Below are 21,514 nucleotides of genomic sequence, written 5' to 3'. Positions count from 1 at the left end.
CAGCCCCCTCAGGCCGCTGACTAACCCATGGTCTTGGCGCCGTCCAGGGACTCCCGGATGATGTCGGCGTGGCCGGCGTGCTGGGCGGTCTCGCCGACGATGTGCAACAGCACCTGCCGGGCCGACCACCGCGCGCCCGATTGGAACCACGGGGCCTTCGGAAGCGGTTGCGCGGCGTCCAAGTCGGGCAGGGTCAAAACCAGTTCGTCGGTACGGCGGGCCACCTCGGCGTAGTCGGCGAGCACGCCGGCCAGCGTTTCGCCGGCCAGCAACCGGAACTCGTCGGCCCGTCGGGTTTCGTCGGCCTTGGTCATGTTGGTGAAGTCGCCCATCGCCGACGGGCCGTCCAGGATGAACTCCACCCAGGCCCGCTCGACCGCAGCCACATGCTTGATCAAGCCGCCCAAGCAGAGCTGGCTCGCGGTGGTACGGCGCCCGGCCTGCTCGTCGGTGAGATCACGGGTGGTGAAACGCAGGAAGCGCCGTTGCTTGGCCAGTGCCTCCAGCAGGTCGGCGCGCTCGCCGGTGGCAGGCGGCGCATCGGCCGGATCGGGGGTGGCCAGTTCGTCGTCAGTCGCGTACCTGTCGTCGGTAGTCACGTTCTCGCTCATGCTCGCTGCCTTCCGTGGGTTGTGTTCCGCCGGGCAAGAAGGACGCTAGAGGTCATAGAGGGCAGCTTCTGACCTAAATGAGGGAGGGGACACGATTTCCGTGATCTTCTCCCCCCTGCTTCACAGAACGCATCAGGCCGACGGCGAGGCCGGGGCGCTCAGGTTCTCCGGTGACGAGGCTCTCCCGGTAAGCAACCCGCTCGCCACCCACAGACGGAGACCCTCTCCCTCGCTAGGTCAGAACGCTCCCAGGCACGTCTCCGCCCCTCTGACGTGCCAGTTCATGGCGCGCCCGCAGCGGCCTGCGGCCTGGAGCAGCCGCGCGATAGGTGCCAGATCGCCGACGAAGAGCTCGGCGTCCAGGCACGCCTCCAAGCCACCGCCCGGCAACGCGCTATGCGGCCGGGAACTCGGTGTCGCAGCGAGGCACCAGATGAGGACGTCGCCGACGAAGTCAGCAGTAGCCAACTCCCCTGTCGTCGCGGCTCGTTGCGGGCAGCGCGCGGCGGGGGCAGGGGCAGAGGATCCCCCGCCGCCGTGCGGGGAGTTGCGGCGCTTTCCGGTACGCATGCCCTTAGCGGACGCCGGTCACAGCCATCGCGCCGTACGCGATCCCCGCAGACGACGGCTGAGCCGGCCCCCTCACAGGTCACGGACCGGTGGCCCGTACCGTACGCCGAAGGGCTCATCGATCACACCGATGAGCCCTTCGGATCACCGCTCCCGGCCACGCGCCCCCACCGTCTCGCGAGCAGTCGGCGCCGGGGAATTCGTATCGGCCCCACCCCGCCTCTGAGGCCCCACCCCTCCCCGGAGGCCACCGTCCGGCCCGTGAGGAACCCCGCCCCGCCCGTAAAACCCCGGCCAGTCAGCCCGCCGTCGGTGGCATCGGGACCCAGTCCGCGCCCGGCGCGCTCTCCGTACCGTCGGCGAGGACGGCCGTCACCCAGTAGTAGTGGGTCGTCCCGGAGGCCGCTGTGGTGTCCGTGTACGACGTGGACGCCTGCGCGTCGGCGCCGGTCAGCGGCTCGTACCGGCCCGCGGCCCGGTCCCAGCGGTATACGCGGTACCCCGTCGCCCCCTCGACCGCGTTCCAGGACAGCTCCACCGCGCCCTGCGCCCCCGTCTGGGCGTTCAGGGACAGGGGCGAACCCGGGGGAGTGGGGACGGTCGGCGTCAGGTCCAGCGCGGTGACGATCCTGGCGTCGGCCGTCTTGGTCCATCGGTAGTTCGAGTTGCCGCTGGTGTCGACGGCGTCGATCCAGAAGCAGTGCTCGCCGCCGTTCGGCTTCGCCGAGTAAAGGTAGTGCGTCGTGGACGTGTTGAGGTAGGCGTACTCCGCGCCGCTGCACACGGTCTCGCCGTCGTCCCCGCGCAGTACCGTCCCGACGTAGACCACGTACCGCGCGAGGTCGGACTCGGTGTTCGCGTTCCAGTCCAGCGTAATGCCGTACTCGGTCGCCTCGGCGGTGACCCCGCTGACGGCGGCCGGCGGGGTGAGGTCGCGGTCGGAGACGAGCGTGGTGACGGACGCGGTGCCGGAGGCGGCCGACTCGCGGAGGCCGTTGTCGTAACCCTTCACCACGTAGTGGTAGGTGGTCTCGGCGGCTGTGGTCGTGTCCGTGCAGCTGTACTGCTTCCGCCCGTCGGCGAGCGTGGTCGACCGCGCGTCGCACCGCACCGGCTCGCCGGTGGTGTCCACCGGCAGGGACGTGGAGCGGTAGACGTGGTAGCCGTAATAGGCCCCGCCCGTCGCCGAGTTGACCTTCCAGGTCAGTGCCACCCGATGGGCGTCGGCCCGGGCGGTGACCTCGTGCGGCGCCGCGACGGGGCGCGAGGCCTCCACACCGGCGTAGCCGGAGTACCGGCCGGCGCCGTCGACGGAACGCACCAGGTACGTCCGCTCCTCGGACCGGGGCGCCGCGGTATCGGTGTAACCCGTGGTGGTCGTCACGCCGAGAGAGCGGACGCTGCCGTCGGTGGCACGCCACTCGACGGAGTACTTCACCGCTCCGGGCACCGCCTTCCAGGTCAGCTTGTTGCCGGCGTCCAGGCCCTGCGCGGCCAGTCCGGCCGGGGGCGCCACGGCGACGCTGGTGACCGGTACGTCCGCGCTGCCCGCGGAAGTATTGCCGGCCTTGTCGTACGCCCGGACCTCGTAGTAGTAGGTACGGCCGGCCTCCGGGGGCAGGTTGGCGAGCGAGGCGCCGGTGGTCGTACCGACGTGGCTCCAGACGGTTTTGCCCGACTCCCGCCGGTACACGCGGTAGCCGGCGAGGTCCATCTCCTTGTTGCGCGCCCAGGACACCACGGCCTTGGCGGTGGCGTGGTCGAGCCGGCCCGTCACCGCGGTGGGGGCGAGTGGCCGGACCTTGTCGACCGCGGCGGTGCTGCGGGGGGCGTACGAGAACTTGACGTTCGCGGACCCCGTCCAGGCGACGAAGTCGACGCGCAGGGTGTGCTTGCCGGCGGGGACCGTGAGATTGACGTTCTTGGTCTGGGTGCTGGAGACGTTCCGCCACAGGTCGATCTTGCGTACGCCGTCGAGGTAGACGCGGATGCCGTCCTGGGACGCGGCCGAGAACGTGAAGGGACCACCCGAGCCGAAGTCGCGGACGACGCTCCAGCGCACGGCGAAGTTGTCCCGGGGCAGGGTGACTCCCGCCGGGTCACCGGTGCCGTAGTTCTCGCTGACGGCAGTGTCACAGGTGGTCAACTTGGGAGTGCCACTGAAAGCGGTGTTGGCGTAGAACTGTGCCTTCCAGGCCGGGGAGGCACAACTCACGTCCGCGACGGCCGGGTTGGCCGTGGCGCCGAGCAGCGTGCCCGCGACGACACAGACGATGCCCGCCGCGCTGACGCCGCTCAACCGATGATGGGGTCTCACAGGGCGAGGCTTCCTTTCAACGATGATCAGTTGGACCAGGAGGTGACCATCGAAACCCTCATTTGGTTGTACACCCGGCCCGCCGCCTCCGCACCGATCGCAGGGCCCGGCCCCGATCCCGGCCGCCTCCACCCGGACCGGGCGGGGCCGCGGAGCCACTGGTTGCTCTCCGCGACCGCCGTCTGTCTCTTCGCCGCACGCCCAAACCACGCGCACACCGACCGGCTTGAGCGCACTCCTTCTAGGGCCGGGGGCTGGCGCCGCCCCGCCCCGCGGCCGGCACACCGAACGGTTCCCGCTTCTACGGTCCCCGCCACCCGCGGCACACCTTGGCCACGCGATCAGGTGCCACGCTCAAGGACAGGACGCCCGCCACTGGCCAGCCCTCGAGAAGGCAGCGCTGATCCCCCATCGTCGCTGGGACCTTGAGCGCCGGCAGGCAGTCGCAACCGGGCGAGACGATCACGTCCGATCCACCCAAAAGAAGGCCGATCAGGTACGGAACCCCCGAACCGCCCCATACTATAACGAAGCCCCGGTCCGCTGGCCTAGGGCTTTTTGCATGGAGCGGGCAACGAGCACCGAACTCGCGCTCTCAGCCCGGGAATCACGGGCGCCTCTGCGATTCCCCGCTGGCCGGAAGGGGCCAGCGTCCGGCGTCGGCTAAGCCGTCGGTCCATTGCTTGGCCGGGGCTGACCGCTGGCTGCCGTTGTGTGTGGTGCGGAAGTGATGCGGTGGAGGGAGGGCGCCGGGGTCCGACATCGTCCATCGGGCCGGCGCGGCCCGCGCGACGTTTCCAGGCTCTCGGGCGGAAGGCTGGTGGCAGTCTGTGGGCGACCGTAACCTGTTCACTGGAGATCCGTGCACAACTAACTGGCCAATTTGTCCCATATTCCGCTCCCGTCGCAGCAGGTTCAAAGCTGCCCCGCTCGCCCGGAAACCCGCAGGTCACGCAGACTGCTCCCCGCGCCCGCGGGGATGGCCCCGGTCTCGTTGCCGTACAGCCACGCGTACTTCGCTGCTCCCCGCACCCGCGGGGATGGACCCTTGAATATCAGCGAATCCACCGTAGGTCATATCTGCTCCCCGCACCCGCGGGGATGGACCCCCCGCCCACAAGAAACCCGCCTGCTCCCCGCACCCGCGGGGATGGACCCACGGCGTCAGCAGTCGACTCCTGGCAGCCCGCCTGCTCCCCGCACCCGCGGGGATGGACCCGATGTCGAGGGCCTGGCCCTGCCCTTGGCGGGCTGCTCCCCGCACCCGCGGGGATGGACCCTCCCGAACCTCCCAAGGGGAAGCGCCGATGATCTGCTCCCCGCACCCGCGGGGATGGACCCCCCTTCCCGGTGATCATGCGTGTTTCCGCTGGCTGCTCCCCGCACCCGCGGGGATGGACCCGTGGCGGGCGACGCTGCCGGCGCTCGGGCACACTGCTCTCCGCACCCGCGGGGATGGACCCGAGGCAACGCCATCTACTGCTCCCGGAAGTGCCTGCTCCCCGCACCCGCGGGGATGGACCCGCGTCGGCCACCAGGATGCCGTCGGCGCCGAGCTGCTCCCCGCACCCGCGGGGATGGACCCCCGGGCCGCATCCGCCTGGAGACGGACGGAACCTGCTCCCCGCACCCGCGGGGATGGACCCGAGGCCGGCGTTTGGCGCTGGACCGAGGACATCTGCTCCCCGCACCCGCGGGGATGGACCCGCGTCCCAGATCTCCTGGATGTTGGTGCCGCTCTGCTCCCCGCGCCTGCGGGGATGGACCCGTCCCCCGCTTCGCGACCGCCCGGCCGCTGTTCTGCTCCCCGCGCCCGCTGGGATGGACCCGCTCGCCCGCGAGTTGGCGCGCCACGGCTTCCCTGCTCCCCGCCCCCGCGGGTATGGACCCGCGGGGGCGCAGATGCACCGGCGCCTCCAGGACTGCTCACCGCGCCCGCGGGGTGGATCGCGGCTCGCCGCGCTGAGGCCGTCCTCCGCCGACTGCTCCCCGCGCCCGCAGGGATGGAATCCGGGGCTTCACCATGTCTCTTCCTCACCAGCGGTGAGGTGCCTCCGGAACCTCACCGCGGAGCAGGTGACGAGCATCGAACTCCCGCTCTGAGCGCGGGAATCGCGGACATTGTGTGCGATACGGCGCTTCCGTACCGACGCGGAAACCCTGCCCATCGCGTATGCGGGTCGGGGCGTGCTGCACCGTCTTGGGCACTACGGCATACGTGCGAGAGACCCAGTGCCCTTGAGGTGTCGGGGGCAGCCAAGTACCACCGAAGGCGTTTGACGCCTCGGGGCTTCTGGCCATATATCTACGCCCGTCGAACATCTGGGCGCCCCGCGGCCGGAGGCTCAACACAGCCTGTCCGCCTATGCCTTGCCTCTGCCTGGAGGCGACGTTCAGAGAACCGAGCACCTTTTATGCGCCTTCGCCCCACCGCCGCCGTGGCTGCCCTTTCGATCTCCCTGTTCTTCACTGCCTGCGGCAGCTCCGAGCACGGCGGCCCGGCAGGCGGGCCCGCGGCCGGGCCCTCCCTGTCCGACGCCACCCTTGAGAAGCTCACCGTGGTGGGGACTGTCGCCGGCCTTCGGGTGACCAAGCCGACAGAGGACCCGCTCCCGGAGGGGGAGCACCGGGCCGACAAGGACGAATGCCGCCCCATTGCACAGCTGGCCTGGACCGACACGCCGCGCTCCGCGACCGCCCGGGCCGTCCGCGAATTCTCAGGCCCTGGCGAGCACCACTCCGTAGTCGGGGCGCTCTGGGTGACCGTCCACCGGGGCGATGACGCCCGCTCGGCGCTCGACGATGTCCGCACGGCGCTCACGGAGTGCTCGGGCACCTTCAAGGTTCCCGGCGCTCCCGTGATCTATCGCGACCTCCAACCGGCCCAGGCACCGGATCTCGGGGACGAATCCGTCGGCTTCCGGTTCACCACCAGCGCCTCCGACGTCAGCAGTCCCGCGACCTACGTCGTCGTCCGCACCGACCGCATCCTCACCACGATCATGGTGATCACGGACACGATTCCGCGCCCCCTGCTGGAGGCGCAGTTGGCTAAGCTCCCCGGCTGACAGGGCACACAACGCGCACAACGCATCAGGGCCGGTTTCCTGTGAAGGAAGCCGGCCCTGAGCTCTGCTGCTTCAGCTGCCGGGGTGCGGATTTGAACCTGCCACCCCTTCGTCATTGTGAGGCGGCCGCACCCCGGGAACGGGCCCTGCTCGGTGTCGTACACGCCCGTCGTCTCGCCGCCGAGGGACGGAAGCGGGCGGCGGCGAAAGCTCTGTTGAAAGCCGAGGTGTGAGCCTGGCCGGCCGGGCGAGGCGCTTGCGGGTTACGGGGGCGACCCGCAGACCTGACAACACCCGCGCTCTGGCGGGCCGTACACGGTTGCGGAGCGGCTGGGGCGGGTCAGGCAGTTCCGGCTGCCTCGACCACTTGCGCGGGCGGGCGAGGATCTGCGGCCCGGATGTGGCTTCCCAGGTCGGGCAAGAAAGCCGGCTGGCCTGCGGCTGCGCATACGGATGCCAGGTGGAGGCTGGCGGAAGTGGCACGGCGAGCAAGCCCTACCGGTCGTGCAGGACGGTGGGCCGGGTGACGGGTACGACGGTCAGCAGTCCGTCGAGGCCCTTGTAGTCGTCCGGGTTGGTGGTGAAGAGCGGTAGTTCTTCGGCGATTGCAATGGCGGCGATCATGAGATCCGCGATCCGGCGGCGGGGTTTGCGGCCGGCGCCGATCACGGCCGCACATACTCTCCCGTAGATGCGGGCGGCTTCGGCGTCGAAAGGGATGGGGTCGAACTCGCTCTCGGCGCGTTGCAGGATGTCGAGGCGGCGACCCCGTTCCGTGTGCTCGTCGTAATCCCCCTGTTCTTCGTTCCTGCGTACCTCGTGCGGCCCCGCGGAGAGTTCGGCCAGCGTGATGGCGCTGATCGCCATCTCGGCAGGGAGTTCCTGGGGATCGACCCACTTGCGCAGGATCACGATGTTGGTGTCGAGCAGGCCCTGAGCGTATTCAGCGGGCATAGGGGTCGTCCGTCCCCTGCTCGGCCGTCGCGTCCTGATCGGACCGGAACGCCTCCAGGGAGACATCCGACGCGGTACGGGACATGGCGGCGAACTCCGAACGCGGGACGAACCGCCGACGCCTGCGCAAGGGGATCAGCTCGCCGATCTGGTGCCCGTCGCGAGTGACGGTGAAGGACTGCCCGCCCTGGACGGCGTCCATGATCTCTTTGGAACGGCTCCGCAGGTCACGTTGGGTGATTTCAGGCTGGGCTGACATGGATCCAGGGTAGCACTCTGTAGCACCATGTGCTACGACGCTCACGTGTGGGCGAGCGCGGGCCGGAAACGGTCGATCGGCGTCCCCGGCGCCCGACAGATATGGCGTCGTGCACGGTGGGCCCGGGCTGTCGGACCCTTCGGCCAAACTCGTCACACGGGTGTCAGATCAGATCCCTCTTTGGATTTGCAGCTGGAGTGTGTGCTGGAGGCGGCAGTTCATCCGGACGTGAAGGCTGCCCTCGTCTCGGCGCGCGCACATATGAGCAGTGGAAGTGGAGGCCATCGCAGAGGTGGGAAGGCCCTCGTCCAGATATTGGAAGCGACTCGTCAGCGCGCGGCGGATGTCGGAGAGTGGCACGTCGTCCGGCTGCTCCAGGACCCTCTGGACTACGCCGAGGGGCGGATTCTCCAGCCTGACTTCGACGAGCGGTATCGCCTGTTTCAGGAGGGCGCGCGCAATGAGAACCTGCGGGAGTTCGCCGCGAAGACGCTGTGGAACTCGTTCGGTTTCGCCGCGAGGGCGAGCCGCGAGTACGTGGATGAACACCCCCGAGCCGGAGTGGACGACCTGATCGCACACCTCGGCTCGCTCTCGGAGGACGCGCGGTTTCTCGACGCTCCTGAGGACCGCCCGGGGCGGTACCGCGTTCTCCGTGGCCGGGCGGAGCTGGGGGTGTGGCTGGAACGGGTCCTGCGTGAACGGGTGGACATCGAGGAGCCGGCAGAGGCCGCCCGCCGAATCGCCACCTCACCCGCCGCCGTCGCCCTTCTTGCCGCCGACACAGAGGGGCAGATGGTCCTGAGAGCGGCGGAGTTGCAGCGGCGAGCGGCGGGCCTGGAGGCCTTGCGTACAGTTGTGGAGGACGCCACGGCTTCCGAACGCTGGCTCGCTACAGCGAGCCCTGGAAGGGCAGCACTGGATCTTCGGCGGGCGGTTCGTGGGGGAGGCCGCCCACCGCAGGCTTGTGCCGGGCGACGAAGTCGACATCCCTCTGATTCGTGGTGACGGAGCGCTGCATGTGGTCGAACTGAAGCGCGCCGCGAGCCTGGCCGGCCCACTGGTGAAGAAATACCGCGGATCGTGGGTTCCCACGGCTCAGGTGCACAACGCCGTCGGCCAGGCGGTGAACTACCTGGTGGGCTTGGACGAGAACCGCCACCGGCTCCGCGAGGAGCTCGGGATCGAGACCCGCCGGGCCGGCGCGATGGTCCTTGTCGGACACCCCTCGGTCCAGCCCTCCGTACCGGAGGAATCGATCAACGAGGCACTTCGCACCCTCAATTCACACGTCCATCGCGTCGAGGTGCTTACCTACAAGGAGTTGGTCGACAACGCCGAACGTTCCCCGGGCAACACGCCTCAGGAGTAGCCGCCACCCGCGGACCTGCCCGCCACTTGGGCGGTCGGTTCTATATCAAGATAGCCACGCGCGGCCTGCGGAGCCACAGGTTGTTGACCTGGGGCTGTGCGCCGGAGCGGGTGACGAGAATCGAACTCGCGCTCTGAGCTTGGGAATCACGGGTGCTTTCGTGGTTCCTTCGCTGGTCGGGCGGGACTCGTGTGTCGCCGCGGCTGAGCCGTGACTGACCGCAGGATGCCGTTGTGTGTGGTGCGGGGGAGGGAGGGCGTCGGAGTCCGACGTCTTCTATGGGGCCGGCTCGGCCCGCACGATGATTCCGTGATCTCGGCGGGAGACTGGCGACGGTCTGCGGGCCGCCGTAACCTGTTTCGCTGGAGAGCTGTATGCGACTAGTTGGCCGATTTGCCCCGTTTGTCGCTCTCGCTGCAGTTGGTTCAAAACCTCCTTGCTCGCTAGGAAACCCGCTGGTCACGCAGCCTGCTCCCCGCGCCTGCGGGGATGGACCCGCCACCATCACCTCCCCGGTCGGCGGCATGGTCTGCTCCCCGCGCCTGCGGGGATGGACCCCAGCTCGTCGGCGCCGATCGTGCCGATTTCCACTGCTCCCCGCGCCTGCGGGGATGGACCCCAGCTCGTCGGCGCCGATCGTGCCGATTTCCACTGCTCCCCGCGCCTGCGGGGATGGACCCTACACCGGTACCGTCGCCGACCACCGCCTCAACTGCTCCCCGCGCCTGCGGGGATGGACCCTCGTCCGCCACGGCCTCCGCGAGGGCCTGCTGCTCCCCGCGCCTGCGGGGATGACCGATCAAATGCCCCCGCGCCGGGCTCGCTGGCTACTCCCCGCGCCCGCAGGGGTGGAACCTGAGGGTTCACCGTGTCTCTTGCTCACCAGCGTTCGAGGGCCTCTGGGCCCCCTCCAACGCGGTCAGGTTACTGACCGAATTCGGCAGCCAGTCTCGGGGCGATTCGTGCGCATCGTGCGGCGTAGTCCTGGAGATGACGGGCCGTGAACTGCTTCGCGTCCCAGTCCTCGCTTCGGACTTCGCCGTCGGGCCAGACATGGGCGAGCCCGCGCCCTCCGGAGGTCAGCCGTACCTCGCGTAGGTCGTATCGGTCATCTTCGAACGCGTCGAGGATCGCCCATTCCCGCTCACTGAGATCGGTGAGCAGCAGGCCGGGCGCCGCAGCGTCGGGGGAGGCCACGAGCCCGGGGTAGACGCGTCCCTCCAGGGACGCCGCGCGCCAACCGGGCGCGCTGGCTGTTTCACCCTGGGGTATTCGGCCGATCAAGGCTTCGAGTACGGCATCGAACTGGAGCGTCCCATGAACGAAAAGGGCCGCGGCGTCTTGCGGAAGTCGGCGCTGGAGACCAGGAGCGGCCAAGGCCGGGGCGGACTGGGTGCTTGCTTGGCACATGGTCGGTCCGGTCATCGTGAGCTGGGCAGGTACATGGCATAGTCAGAATTCGAGAACGTGTCCGAATGAATATTCGACAGGTCTCCGGAGCGCGGTTCGTTGCTCCTGTTGACCGCCAGATGTCGTGCACAAGTGGTGCGCGGTCCTCGGAATGGACTAGACAACAAGGAAGCCCCGGGCCGCTGGCCTGGGGCTTTTGTGTGGAGCGGGTGACGAGAATCGAACTCGCGCTCTGAGCTTGGGAATCGCGGGTTGATCAAGCGGAGAAACGGCCTCTGACCAGCGACTATTCCCATCCTCGCGCCCTTCCTGACGCGCCCGCTCATCTCCCCTTTTCCCCGTGGTTCCCCGCCCTATCGGGCACGCAACGGGCACGCCGCCCGTCGCCTTCCCCACCCACCTCATCCCACCACTCGCCCCGGCTCCCATCCCGTCCGCCTTCGACCCACACGTCGTGGAGCGGGCGTGGTTCAGGGCGTCAAGGTGGAGCGCGCCACTGTACGAACGACCTTGACGCCCTGGGCCGCGGCTGCTCGGCTTTGCCTGGGTCGAAGGTGGTCGGGATGGGAGCCCACAACGCTCGCCACGCTCCGGCCGGTACCCGCGTACGGCGCCCCTCCCATCCCGGAGTCTGAGCGCCCCCGCCGGAGGCTGTCCTGTCCCGTGGGTTGGTTCTCGACTCGGGGCCGTAGTTCGCTGCGGCCCCAGGTGTCCGGCCTGGGCGCCGAAGGCGCAGAGGGCCGGGCACAAGGGGCCAGCCCGCGCCTTGCGCGGGCACTTGATGAGGTAGAGAAACCTGTAACAGCTCAGTCGGTCGGGGAGACGTAGCAGACGGCTGGGATGGACTCGCTGTCGCCGTAGTGGTGGACGGTCTCGCCGATCTTGCGCCATCCGAGCCGTTCGTAGAGACGGATCGCTGAGGCGTCCTTGGTCATGACATCGAGGACAAGACGCAGCCCCCGAGCCCGCGCGTAGGCTGTGGCGGCCTCGGTGAGTTGCTGGCCTGTCGCATGCTTCCGGGCCGTACGGACCACGAAGAGCCGGGCGAGCACTCCGATGTGGGATTCGTCGTCGCCGCTCTGCTTCGTCCACAACTCGACGGCGGCTTCGTGAAGGGCTCGCATCACCGCCACATGACCGACGATCTTGCCGTCTGATTCGGCTACCCACGCTGCCAAAGTGTCGTCAGACCTGATCCAGGCTTCCGGGTCCTCGATGCCCTCGACCGGATACCCGTCCGTCTCGTGGACATCGACCAGTGCGGAGGCGGCGCCAGGTAGATCGCTGTCCTCGAATGGGCGTACAACCACACTCTCCACCAGTATCTCCCAGCTACTCGACGGGCAGTTCGTAGAGCAAGCCGGTTTGGTCCGCCCGGTGGACATAGCGTGACACCTCGAACGGGGCTCCATCCTGGTCAAGGCTGGTGTGCAGAACTTCGAGAACCGGGACCCCTGGTAGGAGTTGCAGTGTTGCGGCTTCCTCGGGTGTCGGCATCCGGGCGCTGATCTCATCGCGCACCCGGGTCATGACGTGTCCAAGATCCTCAAGGCGACCGTAGATCCCGTCTTTCCCCGTCTTGGGCTGCATGAGCAGCGTCCCTTTGGCTTCGTCCCACCGTAGGTACGTCGAAACGATCTGCACTGGCTCGTCATCCGCGAAGTAGTGGTTTTCGCGGTGCACGACGCTCTCTTCGGTCGCGGAAACCCGCAGTCGCTCTGCCACGTCGGCCGGCGGAGTCTCCCTGGCGATCGAGGGAACATCGATCCTCGCTACCTTGCCCTGGCGCTTCGCTTCGAGCCGGAAGGGCGTCAGTCCCGTCTCTCGGTTCTTGAGCGAGTAGCGGTCACTGCCGAAGCGGAACAGTCGCTGTGGCGTCCGCACGAATACCCCACTGCCGTGTTTCGCGGTGACAAGCCCTTGCTCGGCGAGTAGCCGAACGGCTTCGCGTGCGGTGTTGCGGGCTGCTCCGTACTTCTCGGCGAGCACTCGTTCGGACGGCAGTTTGGCGCCGCTCGGAAGTTCTCCAGTTTCGATCTTGCGGCGTAGATCTTCGGCGATGCGCCTGCTGGGCGGCTGTTGAGCCGGGGCGTCGGACGGGGTCATGTGAAGAGTCTAGCAACTGGCTCAAGCCAGATGCTTGACCCGGCGCACCACGTCATGCTCAACTGGCTTGAGCCAGTAAGTGGCTCAAGCCAGTTGGCACGCTTGATTCGCGTGCCCTCGACTGAGGAGTGACGCATGCCGTCCTTCAAGATTGATGTGTCGACCGCTGTGGTGTTCGTGGCGACGGCGCCGGTGCCGAAGCTGGTGAACAAGCAGACCGGTGAGGTCGCGGTGGATCGGGAGACCGGTGCTCAGCTCGCGACGGTGGGTCTGCTGATCTCGGACGAGGGGGAGGGGAACCTCTACCAGGTGACCGTGCCGAACACGGGCATCCCGGAGAAGCTGACCCCGGGGACGCCGGTGTCGGTGATCGGGCTGAAGGCGCGGGACTGGGAGAACGAGTTCAACGGGCAGAAGCGCCACGGAATCTCCTTCCGTGCGGTCGCGATCACGGCGGGGATCTGACGCCATGTCGGATCTGACCACGATCGCCGAGGTCACCGGGGCTGTAGCGGCTGCGGGTGGTCTCGGTTACGCGAAGGCTCGGGCGCCTCGGGTGTACTGGTCACTGGTGGGCATGCCGGTTGCGATCGGCCGGTTCACCGTGACGTACGGGTCCACGATGGACGTGTGCGGGCTGACGGTGCAGCCTTCCCGGTTGCGGGCGTTCATGGTCCGCAACGTCGCCCGCCGCGACGTACAGCCCGTCCCGCCCAAGGTCCGCCGCGTCCGGGGCACCTCGACCGGACTGCTCGTGTCGCTGCGGCTCCCGGCCGGTCTGGAGCCCGCCGACGTGGCCGCCGCCTCGGAGCGGTTGCGCCACGCCTGGGGTGTCCACTCCGTCCACGTGGTGGAAGCGAAGCCGGGTGTGATCGAGCTGCGGATGACGGGGTACGACGTGCTGCGCCGGGTGCGGATGCCCCGCCGGATCGCGTCGGGGGAGCTGGTGGTGCCGGTGGCGCTGCGGGAGGACGGGAGCGCGTTCGTCCGTGACTACCGGAAGATCCCGCACGCCCTGACCCTGGGTGCGAATCAGTCGGGCAAGTCGATGTATCAGCGCAACCTCATTGCCGGTCTGGCCAGGCTCCCCGTGGGCTTGGTCGGCATCGACTGCAAACGCGGTGTCGAGCAGGGCCGTTTCGCCTCGCGCCTGTCTGCCCTGGCGACCACACCGGATGAGGCGTCCGCGCTGCTGGATGCCCTGGTGGAAGAGATGGATTCCCGGTTCTGCCTGCTGAGTGAGCATCAGGTCTCGGACCTGTGGGAGCTGCCCAAGGCCGTGCGGCCGGTGCCGTTGGTGGTGCTGGTGGATGAGGTGGCGGAGCTGTTCCTCACGGCGGCGAGGAAGGATGAGGAGCGGCGGGACCGGATGGTCATGCAGATGATCCGTCTCGGTCAGATGGCCCGCGCGGTCGGGATCTATCTGGAGATCTGCGGGCAGCGCTTCGGCTCTGACCTCGGCAAGGGCGCCACCACCCTTCGTGCCCAGCTCACCGGCCGTGTGATCCATCGCGTGAATGACAAGCAGACCGCCGAAATGGGGCTCGGGGACATCGCCCCTGACGCGGTGTCGGCCGTGACCACGATTGCCCCGGACCGCCCCGGCGTCGCGGTGGCCGGTGACTCGTCCGGCGGCTGGTCCCGTATCCGCACACCGGAGATGAGCCCGGCGGAAGCGGTGGCGGTCTGCCGGGAGTACGCGCACCTCACCCCGCACCTTCCGGCCCTGGCCCCCTTCCGCCCCAGCGTTCCTGACGTGGTGGTCCCGGGTGAGGCGCCGCCGCTGGTCACCGCTCGGCCCGTGACCGAGTAACACCCCCTTGCTCCATAGGTTGGCGCGGCCTTCTCGCGCCAGGTCCCTACCCCGCCCATGCCTGAAACCGGAAGGAATCACCGCCATGGCCCGGAAGACCACCACCGCTCGCACCACCCCGAAGACGGTGCCCGTTCAGCCTGCCGAGTGCGGGGTGTGCAAGGGCTCGGGACAGGTCACCGTGAGCGTCCGTGTCGGCCGCAAACACCGCAACGTCGTACAGCAGGAGGGCTTCTGCCTGGCCTGCTTCGGCCCCGGCACCACCACCTCCTGACCACACGGAAGGACCCTCGCATGACGAAACAGGAAGCCGAACGGACCGCGATCCTCACCGCGGGAGTCGTGATCCTCGCCCTGACAGCGGTGGCGTTCTGGCTCTCCTACGCCCACCTCGCCGACGTCGCTAAGACCAACGGCCTCGCCGCCTCCAACGCCCGCACCTGGGCCTGGCCCGCCACCCTCGACCTGTTCATCGTGGCCGGTGAAGTCCTCATGTTCCGGGCCGCGTTGCGCGGTGTCACCGACTGGTGGGCCATCGGCCTCACGGTCGCCGGGTCGCTCGGGTCGATCGGTCTCAACGTCGCCGGAGTCGGCGCGGGTGCACCCCGCCTGCATTACGTCGTGGCCGCGGTGCCTCCGTCGGCCGCGCTCCTCGCCTTCGGCGCACTCATGCGACAGGTGCACAACCTCGTCGCCACCCCGGCAAACGACGGCCCCGCCCCGCTGGCCGAACCGGAAACGGAACCCACCGCGGTCGAAGTCGCGGACATCGAGGTGGAGCGGGTTCCCGACCCTGCCCCCACGGTCCCGGAGCTGCCCCCGGCGCCGCTGCCGGTCACCGTTTCGCCGGTGCCTCCGGCTCTGCTCGATCACGCCCGGAAGATCGCGGACACACACCACACCGCGACCGGCAAGGAGATCGACCCGGCCACGCTGCGGGCCAGGCTCGGTGTCCCGCCGCAGCTCGCTGACGCGATCGCCGCCCAACTCGCCTGACAAGGAGGGAAGTTCATGCCGCGTCCGAACCGCTTCCGCGACCTGCTGCGTATCGGTCCGGTCCAGGTCGGCACCCACACCGACGGCCGGGGACGGACCAAGCACACCGCCGCCTGCACCGCCCCCAAGTGCGGGTTCTCCGCCGACTACGACAGCCGCCCGGCGGCCGAACTCGCCGCCCGCACCCACCACTGCAACCCCTGACCGGAGGTGACCCTCATGCGCTACCCCGAGGACCAGTTCAACGCCGGTCACATCCCCGCTGACCTGCTCGGACAGCTCCCGCCCGGCACCGACCCGAAACAGATCGTCATTGTCCGGGCCGCACCGCGCAACTACACCGGGCCCATCCTGCTCGCGGTCACGATCACCGGTGGTATCGCCCTGATCATCCTCATGGTCGCCGTGACCCTGCACGTTGCCGCCGCCGCGACGGTCGCCGTTCTCTCGGCCACCGGCGGCGTGGGCCTCACCCTCAAACGCCCTCACCGCGGCAAGTAACAGCCCCCGGGGCGGCTCTCTCGCCAAAGATCCGCCGCCCCGGGTGCCCACCCATCCCAGATCCAACGGACCCGAAAGGGAGATCCCATCATGTCCCAGCACACCCTTGCCCGGACGCGCCTTTGCCAGGACTGCGACGGCTTCCCCACCGTCGCCATCACCACCGGCACCCGCCGCCCGGATGGCGCCCGCCAGACCATCACCGTGGTCTGCCGGACCTGCAACGGCACCGGCCACGTCACCCTCGCCGCCGCCCTCGTGCGCGCCGGCCGGTGAGCGCCATGGCCTTCCTGAACTGGCGCTCGTCCGAGCACTTCGACCACACCGGCGACAAGCCCTGCGTCCTCTGCGGCACACCGACCCCCCTCCGCTCCGACCGGGGCAAGCCCGTCCACAAGGTCTGCGCCGAGAACTGGATCGACGCCCACCCCTCCAAGCAGGAGGACAAGTGAGCGACTCCGCCACCCTGGCGGGCCTGGACCCGACCACCCTGGGGGATCTCCTGAGGGTGGCCGGGGTCCCCCGGCTTCGACCGCTGGCAGGACCAGATCCGCCGCACCGGCGGCTGCGCCGACCCCATCCACCTGTCCGGCGGGACCAAGACCATCGACCCCGCCACCGGCACCGTCCTCCACGCCTACTCGACCGACACCGAACCGGGCGGACGGCTCCGGGTCGCCTGCGGCAACCGGCGGGCCTCACGCTGCCCCTCCTGCGCCTGGACCTACGCCGGAGACACCTACCACCTCATCCGCGCCGGCCTCACCGGCGACCCCGCCAAAGGCACCCCCCACACCGTCCGCGACCACCCCCGCGTCTTCGCCACCCTCACCGCCCCCAGCTTCGGCCCCGTCCACAACCGGCCCACCTCCGGGCGCTGTCGGTGCGGCACCCAACACCCAGACGAAGCAACGGAGTTGGGGACCGCACTCGACCCTGCTACGTATGACTACGCGGGGGCGGTGCTGTGGAACAACCACGCCGGGCACCTGTGGCGCTACGTCACCATCTACCTCCCCCGGGAACTGGCCGCTCGCGCCGGCGTCACCCAGAAGGCGTTACGGGAGTGCCTGCGGGTCTCGTACGGCAAGGTTGCTGAGTACCAGAAGCGCGGTGCGATCCACTTCCACGCGGTCATCCGCTTCGACGGACCCGACGGGCCGGACTCCCCGCCGCCGGCCTGGGCCACCCTCGACCTGCTCGCCGACGCACTCCGTGCCGCCGCCGCCCGCGCTGAGATTGCCCTCCCAGCCGCGGGCGACTACCCGGCCCGGGTCCTGCGCTGGGGCACGCAGCTCGACGTCCAGCCCATCGGCGCCTTCGGCAACGGCGAAGACCTCACCGAACAAGCCGTCGCCTCCTACGTCGCCAAATACGCCACCAAAGCCGCCGAGACCACCGGCACGGTCGACCGCCGGATTGGGGAACTCGCCGAACTCGACAAGCTTCCCGACCTGCCCGACCACACCCGCCGCCTCATCCGGGCCTGCTGGGACCTCGACGCGGCATACCCCGACCGCCGCTTGTGGGCGTGGGCTCACATGCTCGGCTTCCGCGGCCACTTCTCCACCAAATCCCGCCGCTACTCCACCACCCTCGGCGCACTCCGCCAAGTCCGCGCCGACTACCGCGCCAACCAACAACGCACCGCCCTCGGCCTGCCCAACCCCGACGACAACCCCGAGGCCACCACGCTCACGGTCGCCCACTGGACCTACGCCGGACACGGCCACACCCCCGGCGAATCCTGGCTCGCCGCCAACATCCACCGCGACATCCAACACAACCGCGAAACCGCCCGCGAAGTACGAGCCGAACTCCAAGAGGGGGGGAGTGGTGAGCATGGCTGACCGACTGCTGACCGTCGAACAGGTCGCCGAACTGCTCGGCACCACGGTCCGGTTCCCCCGGCGGCTGATCGAGGAACGAAGGATCGAGTACGTCAAGGTGGGCCGACACGTCCGGATCTCGGAGAGCGTCATTGCGACCTTCATCGCCTCCAACACGGTTCGGCCGTCCGCCCGGCGACTGCGGGCGGTGGCCTGATGGCAGCTAAGAAGCGATCGTTCGGCCGTGTTCGCAAGCTGGCATCTGGGCGGTATCAGGCGCGCTACCTGGGACCTGATGGTATCGACCGGCCGGCGCCGCGGACGTTTCCCACGAAGCGCGACGCGGACAACTGGCTTGCGGACCGACAGAGCGAGATTGGTAAGGGGGAGTGGCAAGACCCCGATGCTGGCGCGATCAACTTTGAGGTTTACGCCCTCAAGTGGGTTGCGGAGCGGGGTTTGTCGGCGACTACCGAGGAGCTGTACCGGCGCCTCCTGCGTCTGCACATCCTGCCTACGTTCTGCGCGTGGGACCTGGATGAGATCAACGCTCCCCGCGTGCGTAGCTGGCGAGCAGAGCGGCTGGCGACCACGGGTGCACCAACGACCGTCGCCAAGTCCTACCGGCTTGTCAAGGCCATCCTGGAAACGGCCGTGGATGACGAGCTGATCCGCCGCAATCCCTGCCGGATCAAGGGGGCGGGGAAGGAGTCGCCGGGGGAACGGCAAATCGCCACCGTCGCTCAGGTCGATGCCCTCGCTGATGTGCTCGGTCCTCGCTGGAGGCTGATGGTCTACCTCGGCGCCTACGGCCCCATGCGACCGGAGGAGCAGGCAGAGCTGCGCCGCAAGGATGTGGACCTGGACGCGATGACCATCAGGGTTCGTATGGCTGCCCCGGAGCTGACCACTGGACGGCGCGCGATCGGCGATACGAAGTCGGACGCAGGTAAGAGGCTGGTCGCTCTGCCTGCCTTCCTGCGGACCGATCTGCGGCGGCATCTGGACTGGTATGCCGAGAAGGGTCCAGACGGGCTGCTGTTCGTGGGAGAGCGGGGCAAGCCCTTCAGGCGGTCGTCCTTGGGCCGGAAGTGGCGCAAGGCCAGGACCGCGGTCGGCCTTTCGGAGGACTTCCGCTTCTACGATCTGCGCCACACCGGACACACTCTGACGACGCGGTCCGGGGCCACCCTCAAGGACACCATGGTGCGTGCCGGGCAGTCCTCGGAGCGTGCCGCGCTGATCTACCAGCACTCGGACCACGAGCGTCAGCAGGAAGTGGCGGCTGGCCTGGACCAGATGGTGCAGGCCCAGCGCCGGAAGAACGCCGATCTGTCATCGGGCACGCAACGGGCACAAGGGTCCTGAAGAGGTCTAGACAACAAAGAACCCCCGGGTCAATGACCTGGGGGTTTGTCGTGGAGCGGGTGACGAGAATCGAACTCGCGCTCTGAGCTTGGGAAGCTCATGTTCTACCATTAAACTACACCCGCCGAGGGAGGCTTTGTTTGCCTCGCGTCGTCGGACACTCTACCCCATTCTGGGGGGCCGGGCGGGTGGGTGGGCGGGGTGCCGGGGGTGGGGTGTTCTGGGGATCCTCTAGTGTGGGGCTTTGTCCGCGTTTGTTGGGGAAAGGACCTCATGGATCTGATCGAGCGCCCTGTTGTTCGCTGTGCCGAGGGGCATGTGTTCCGTACGTCGAGTTTTCCGATGCAGCAGCTCGACGCCGGGCGCATCGGGCCCGGGCGGCTCATTCGGTGTCCGCGGTGTGCTCGGTTGCGGCATGCCGTGCCGGTGGGGGCGGGGGACGTGGACGCCGTGGTGGGGAAGGTGGCCGTGGGGGTTACCGGGGGTGCGGGGGGCGCTTTCTAGGGGTTGTGGGTTTTTCTGGGGATGGGGGCGCTCGGGGTGCGCGTTGGCCGATTGCGGGTGGCTCGTGCTCCTTGCGTATCCTCGGGGCGTGCTTCTCTCTGACAAGGACATCCGGGCCGAGCTCGACTCCGGACGCGTACGTGTCGAACCGTACGACGCATCGATGGTGCAGCCGTCGAGCATCGACGTGCGGCTCGACCGGTACTTCCGGGTGTTCGAGAACCATCGCTATCCCCACATCGACCCCGCCGTCGAGCAGAGCGATCTGACGCGCCAGGTCGAGCCGGACGGCGATGAGGCGTTCATCCTGCATCCCGGGGAGTTCGTGCTGGCCTCGTCGTACGAGGTCATCTCGCTGCCCGACGACATCGCCTCCCGGCTGGAGGGGAAGTCCAGCCTCGGGCGGCTTGGGCTCGTCACCCATTCCACCGCCGGATTCATCGATCCTGGGTTTTCCGGGCACGTCACGCTTGAGCTGTCCAATCTCGCCACTCTGCCCATCAAGCTCTGGCCCGGTATGAAGATCGGGCAGTTGTGCTTGTTCCGGCTCAGTTCGCCGGCGGAGTTCCCGTACGGTTCCGAGCGGTACGGGTCCCGTTATCAGGGGCAGCGTGGGCCCACCGCCTCCCGGTCCTTCCAAAACTTTCATCGCACTCAGGTGTGAGAGGGAGGGAAGGGGAAGGACGGGGAGGAGCGGAAGGGGAAGGGGAGGGGGAGGCCATGACCCTGGGGCAGTCCTTACAGCGTGCCCAGCTTCAGCAGTGACAGCAGCGCGATCAGCTGGATCGCCGACGCTCCCAGCGCCTTCGGCCACGGCAGGTCGTGGCTCTTGCTCACCATCGTCGTGAAGAGGAAGCCCGCCGCGATCCAGGTCACCCAGCCGAGAACCTGGACCAGGGAGTTCCCGCCGCCCAGGAAGACGCCGAAGATCAGGCGCGGGGCGTCCGTGATCGACATGATCAGCATCGACAGGCCCACGGTGGGCTGCCAGGCCCCGTCGCCGCCCAGCTGGCGGGCCATGGTGTGGGTCACCACGCCCAGGATCAGGCCGCCGATGACGAAGGTCACGCCGGTCACCAGGACGTACGGGACGGCCGTGGAGAGCGTCGCGTCGATCGTGTCCTCGCGGGCCGTGCCGAAGCCGAAGAGCGCCAGCAGGCCGTAGACGAACGTCACCGTCAGGGCCGGGCCCCACACCGGGTAGTCCCGCATCTGGAGGAAGGTCTGGGCCGGGCGCAGCACGATGCCGCTCAGCAGGTCCTTCCAGGCCAGCCGCGGGCCCGCGGGGGCCGCCGCGGCGCCGGCGTGGTAGGTCGCGCCGTCGCCGTACGGGTCCTCGTTCACGCTGAACATCTGCGTGTGGCCCGGGTTGTTGGCGTACGGGTCGGCTCCCCGGCCGCCGCCCTGGCCCTGGTGCTGCTGGCCGTACGGGTCGCCGAAGTACTCCGGTTCGCCGTGCGCGCCGCCGCCCTGGGCGGGGCCGCCGTGGCCGCCGCCGTACTGCTGCTGCTGTTGGCCGCCGCCGTACCGCTGTCCACCGCCCGTGGGCGGCCACTGCTGCTGCGGAGGGCGTGGCGGCTGCCCGTACGGAGGAGTGGGTTGGCCGCCTCCCCCGTAGCTCGGGGGCGGCGCCTGCCGTCCGTACGGCTGCTGTTGCTGTTGCTGCTGCCGCTGCGGTTGCTGTCGCGAGGTGCGGTTGTCCCGGCCGCGTCCGATCCTGAATCCAGCCACGTCATCGAACGTACCCGCTCCTGAGCCGTACAGCCGACGCGGTACGGGGCCGGGCGGGGTTTGCTGCCGAGCTGTGACATCCCCTAAGGGCCATTCCCGCCGGGT

At 68.8% G+C, this 21,514-nt stretch carries 23 protein-coding genes, 1 tRNA gene, 1 pseudogene and 2 CRISPR repeat arrays; of the genes and pseudogenes, 16 read left to right on the top strand and 9 right to left on the bottom strand.

The window, feature by feature from the left end; genetic code table 11:
* Nucleotides 1–20: 20 nt before the first annotated feature.
* Nucleotides 21–611: a DinB family protein gene (locus ACIODU_RS01465; RefSeq protein WP_401762606.1), complete on the bottom strand. Its 591-nt coding sequence runs from the start codon at nt 609–611 to the stop codon at nt 21–23.
* Nucleotides 612–1,479: 868 nt separating this feature from the next.
* Entirely contained in the window at nt 1,480–3,498 is a 2,019-nt protein-coding gene (locus tag ACIODU_RS01460; RefSeq protein WP_401762603.1) for a fibronectin type III domain-containing protein, read from the bottom strand.
* 958 nt (nt 3,499–4,456) lie between these two features.
* Nucleotides 4,457–5,509: a CRISPR direct-repeat array (repeat unit 29 nt; unit sequence CTGCTCCCCGCACCCGCGGGGATGGACCC).
* A gap of 574 nt (nt 5,510–6,083) precedes the next feature.
* Here ACIODU_RS01460 and ACIODU_RS01455 point away from each other — a divergent pair.
* Nucleotides 6,084–6,566: a hypothetical protein gene (locus ACIODU_RS01455; RefSeq protein ID WP_401762601.1), complete on the top strand. Its 483-nt coding sequence runs from the start codon at nt 6,084–6,086 to the stop codon at nt 6,564–6,566.
* Nucleotides 6,567–7,061: 495 nt separating this feature from the next.
* Here the strand turns inward: ACIODU_RS01455 and ACIODU_RS01450 are convergent, their stop codons facing one another.
* Nucleotides 7,062–7,520, bottom strand: a complete 459-nt coding sequence (locus ACIODU_RS01450) for a type II toxin-antitoxin system VapC family toxin (RefSeq protein ID WP_401762598.1) — start codon at nt 7,518–7,520, stop codon at nt 7,062–7,064.
* The gene (locus tag ACIODU_RS01445) at nt 7,510–7,779 is read right to left on the bottom strand and encodes a prevent-host-death protein (RefSeq protein ID WP_356418590.1); all 270 of its coding nucleotides are present in this window, start codon (nt 7,777–7,779) and stop codon (nt 7,510–7,512) included. Before ACIODU_RS01445 ends, ACIODU_RS01450 begins: the two co-directional genes overlap by 11 nt.
* Before the next feature lie 180 nt (nt 7,780–7,959).
* Here ACIODU_RS01445 and ACIODU_RS01440 point away from each other — a divergent pair, with 180 nt between their 5' ends.
* A complete protein-coding gene (locus ACIODU_RS01440; protein WP_401762595.1) occupies nt 7,960–8,787 on the top strand; it encodes a hypothetical protein in 828 nt (275 codons plus the stop codon).
* A complete protein-coding gene (locus tag ACIODU_RS01435; protein WP_401762592.1) occupies nt 8,720–9,151 on the top strand; it encodes a Shedu anti-phage system protein SduA domain-containing protein in 432 nt (143 codons plus the stop codon). The genes ACIODU_RS01440 and ACIODU_RS01435 overlap by 68 nt, the downstream gene beginning before the upstream one ends.
* Nucleotides 9,152–9,619: 468 nt before the next feature.
* Nucleotides 9,620–10,007: a CRISPR direct-repeat array (repeat unit 29 nt; unit sequence CTGCTCCCCGCGCCTGCGGGGATGGACCC).
* A 68-nt stretch (nt 10,008–10,075) separates the two neighbouring features.
* On the opposite strand, the gene ACIODU_RS01430 is transcribed toward ACIODU_RS01435, so the two are convergent.
* The 3 genes from ACIODU_RS01430 to ACIODU_RS01420 all read right to left on the bottom strand — a co-directional run bounded on the left by ACIODU_RS01430 (nt 10,076) and on the right by ACIODU_RS01420 (nt 12,667).
* On the bottom strand, nt 10,076–10,561 hold the full coding sequence (locus ACIODU_RS01430; RefSeq protein ID WP_401763488.1) for a gamma-glutamylcyclotransferase family protein: 486 nt from the start codon (nt 10,559–10,561) through the stop codon (nt 10,076–10,078).
* Between the two features lie 806 nt (nt 10,562–11,367).
* Nucleotides 11,368–11,880, bottom strand: coding sequence for a GNAT family N-acetyltransferase (locus tag ACIODU_RS01425; RefSeq protein WP_401762589.1), 513 nt, complete (start codon nt 11,878–11,880; stop codon nt 11,368–11,370).
* Nucleotides 11,881–11,893: 13 nt separating this feature from the next.
* Complete coding sequence (locus ACIODU_RS01420) at nt 11,894–12,667, bottom strand: GntR family transcriptional regulator (RefSeq protein WP_401762586.1); 774 nt, start codon at nt 12,665–12,667, stop codon at nt 11,894–11,896.
* 135 nt (nt 12,668–12,802) lie between these two features.
* On the opposite strand from ACIODU_RS01420, the gene ACIODU_RS01415 reads away from it, so the two are divergent.
* The 11 genes and pseudogenes from ACIODU_RS01415 to ACIODU_RS01365 all read left to right on the top strand — a co-directional run bounded on the left by ACIODU_RS01415 (nt 12,803) and on the right by ACIODU_RS01365 (nt 19,174).
* The gene (locus ACIODU_RS01415) at nt 12,803–13,132 is read left to right on the top strand and encodes a hypothetical protein (RefSeq protein WP_401762583.1); all 330 of its coding nucleotides are present in this window, start codon (nt 12,803–12,805) and stop codon (nt 13,130–13,132) included.
* Between the two features lie 4 nt (nt 13,133–13,136).
* Entirely contained in the window at nt 13,137–14,480 is a 1,344-nt protein-coding gene (locus ACIODU_RS01410) for an FtsK/SpoIIIE domain-containing protein (RefSeq protein ID WP_401762580.1), read from the top strand.
* Between the two features lie 85 nt (nt 14,481–14,565).
* Entirely contained in the window at nt 14,566–14,754 is a 189-nt protein-coding gene (locus tag ACIODU_RS01405) for a hypothetical protein (RefSeq protein ID WP_401762577.1), read from the top strand.
* 20 nt (nt 14,755–14,774) lie between these two features.
* The gene (locus tag ACIODU_RS01400; protein ID WP_401762575.1) at nt 14,775–15,476 is read left to right on the top strand and encodes a DUF2637 domain-containing protein; all 702 of its coding nucleotides are present in this window, start codon (nt 14,775–14,777) and stop codon (nt 15,474–15,476) included.
* Between the two features lie 15 nt (nt 15,477–15,491).
* On the top strand, nt 15,492–15,680 hold the full coding sequence (locus ACIODU_RS01395; protein ID WP_161306717.1) for a mobile element transfer protein: 189 nt from the start codon (nt 15,492–15,494) through the stop codon (nt 15,678–15,680).
* Nucleotides 15,681–15,695: 15 nt separating this feature from the next.
* On the top strand, nt 15,696–15,977 hold the full coding sequence (locus tag ACIODU_RS01390) for a hypothetical protein (protein ID WP_401762572.1): 282 nt from the start codon (nt 15,696–15,698) through the stop codon (nt 15,975–15,977).
* Nucleotides 15,978–16,067: 90 nt separating this feature from the next.
* Entirely contained in the window at nt 16,068–16,253 is a 186-nt protein-coding gene (locus ACIODU_RS01385; protein ID WP_401762569.1) for a hypothetical protein, read from the top strand.
* A 5-nt stretch (nt 16,254–16,258) separates the two neighbouring features.
* Nucleotides 16,259–16,429, top strand: a complete 171-nt coding sequence (locus tag ACIODU_RS01380; protein WP_401762566.1) for a hypothetical protein — start codon at nt 16,259–16,261, stop codon at nt 16,427–16,429.
* Nucleotides 16,426–17,827: pseudogene (gene repSA / locus ACIODU_RS01375) on the top strand (replication initiator protein RepSA). The gene ACIODU_RS01380 and the pseudogene repSA overlap by 4 nt, the downstream one beginning before the upstream one ends.
* Nucleotides 17,820–18,023 (top strand): excisionase family DNA-binding protein, encoded by a 204-nt coding sequence (locus tag ACIODU_RS01370; protein WP_401762563.1) that lies wholly within the window; start codon nt 17,820–17,822, stop codon nt 18,021–18,023. Before repSA ends, ACIODU_RS01370 begins: the two are co-directional and overlap by 8 nt.
* Complete coding sequence (locus ACIODU_RS01365) at nt 18,023–19,174, top strand: tyrosine-type recombinase/integrase (RefSeq protein WP_401762560.1); 1,152 nt, start codon at nt 18,023–18,025, stop codon at nt 19,172–19,174. Before ACIODU_RS01370 ends, ACIODU_RS01365 begins: the two co-directional genes overlap by 1 nt.
* A 51-nt stretch (nt 19,175–19,225) precedes the next feature.
* Here ACIODU_RS01365 and ACIODU_RS01360 read toward each other — a convergent pair.
* Nucleotides 19,226–19,299, bottom strand: a tRNA-Gly gene (locus ACIODU_RS01360).
* A 148-nt stretch (nt 19,300–19,447) separates the two neighbouring features.
* Here ACIODU_RS01360 and ACIODU_RS01355 point away from each other — a divergent pair.
* Both ACIODU_RS01355 and dcd read left to right on the top strand, forming a co-directional pair.
* A complete protein-coding gene (locus tag ACIODU_RS01355) occupies nt 19,448–19,678 on the top strand; it encodes a hypothetical protein (protein WP_401762557.1) in 231 nt (76 codons plus the stop codon).
* A gap of 88 nt (nt 19,679–19,766) precedes the next feature.
* The gene (dcd, locus tag ACIODU_RS01350; protein WP_356418651.1) at nt 19,767–20,342 is read left to right on the top strand and encodes a dCTP deaminase; all 576 of its coding nucleotides are present in this window, start codon (nt 19,767–19,769) and stop codon (nt 20,340–20,342) included.
* A 74-nt stretch (nt 20,343–20,416) separates the two neighbouring features.
* Here the strand turns inward: dcd and ACIODU_RS01345 are convergent, their stop codons facing one another.
* Nucleotides 20,417–21,409, bottom strand: a complete 993-nt coding sequence (locus ACIODU_RS01345) for a Yip1 family protein (RefSeq protein WP_401762554.1) — start codon at nt 21,407–21,409, stop codon at nt 20,417–20,419.
* Nucleotides 21,410–21,514: the final 105 nt, after the last annotated feature.

The organism is Streptomyces sp. NPDC088261, from assembly GCF_044740805.1.
Lineage (GTDB): Bacteria > Actinomycetota > Actinomycetes > Streptomycetales > Streptomycetaceae > Streptomyces.
The sequence above is the reverse complement of the archived record's forward strand: the minus strand, read 5'-3'. Positions and strand labels throughout refer to the sequence as shown.

What these genes read in the sequence shown, in the direction of transcription:
- ACIODU_RS01415 (WP_401762583.1), top strand. Translation starts at nt 12,803, where the DNA reads ATGCCGTCCTTCAAGATTGATGTGTCGACCGCTGTGGTGTTCGTGGCG.
- ACIODU_RS01445 (WP_356418590.1), bottom strand. Translation starts at nt 7,779, where the DNA reads ATGTCAGCCCAGCCTGAAATCACCCAACGTGACCTGCGGAGCCGTTCC.
- ACIODU_RS01400 (WP_401762575.1), top strand. Translation starts at nt 14,775, where the DNA reads ATGACGAAACAGGAAGCCGAACGGACCGCGATCCTCACCGCGGGAGTC.
- ACIODU_RS01355 (WP_401762557.1), top strand. Translation starts at nt 19,448, where the DNA reads ATGGATCTGATCGAGCGCCCTGTTGTTCGCTGTGCCGAGGGGCATGTG.
- ACIODU_RS01365 (WP_401762560.1), top strand. Translation starts at nt 18,023, where the DNA reads ATGGCAGCTAAGAAGCGATCGTTCGGCCGTGTTCGCAAGCTGGCATCT.
- ACIODU_RS01405 (WP_401762577.1), top strand. Translation starts at nt 14,566, where the DNA reads ATGGCCCGGAAGACCACCACCGCTCGCACCACCCCGAAGACGGTGCCC.
- ACIODU_RS01450 (WP_401762598.1), bottom strand. Translation starts at nt 7,520, where the DNA reads ATGCCCGCTGAATACGCTCAGGGCCTGCTCGACACCAACATCGTGATC.
- ACIODU_RS01380 (WP_401762566.1), top strand. Translation starts at nt 16,259, where the DNA reads ATGGCCTTCCTGAACTGGCGCTCGTCCGAGCACTTCGACCACACCGGC.
- ACIODU_RS01370 (WP_401762563.1), top strand. Translation starts at nt 17,820, where the DNA reads ATGGCTGACCGACTGCTGACCGTCGAACAGGTCGCCGAACTGCTCGGC.
- ACIODU_RS01420 (WP_401762586.1), bottom strand. Translation starts at nt 12,667, where the DNA reads ATGACCCCGTCCGACGCCCCGGCTCAACAGCCGCCCAGCAGGCGCATC.
- ACIODU_RS01465 (WP_401762606.1), bottom strand. Translation starts at nt 611, where the DNA reads ATGAGCGAGAACGTGACTACCGACGACAGGTACGCGACTGACGACGAA.
- ACIODU_RS01410 (WP_401762580.1), top strand. Translation starts at nt 13,137, where the DNA reads ATGTCGGATCTGACCACGATCGCCGAGGTCACCGGGGCTGTAGCGGCT.
- ACIODU_RS01390 (WP_401762572.1), top strand. Translation starts at nt 15,696, where the DNA reads ATGCGCTACCCCGAGGACCAGTTCAACGCCGGTCACATCCCCGCTGAC.
- ACIODU_RS01395 (WP_161306717.1), top strand. Translation starts at nt 15,492, where the DNA reads ATGCCGCGTCCGAACCGCTTCCGCGACCTGCTGCGTATCGGTCCGGTC.
- ACIODU_RS01430 (WP_401763488.1), bottom strand. Translation starts at nt 10,561, where the DNA reads ATGTGCCAAGCAAGCACCCAGTCCGCCCCGGCCTTGGCCGCTCCTGGT.
- ACIODU_RS01385 (WP_401762569.1), top strand. Translation starts at nt 16,068, where the DNA reads ATGTCCCAGCACACCCTTGCCCGGACGCGCCTTTGCCAGGACTGCGAC.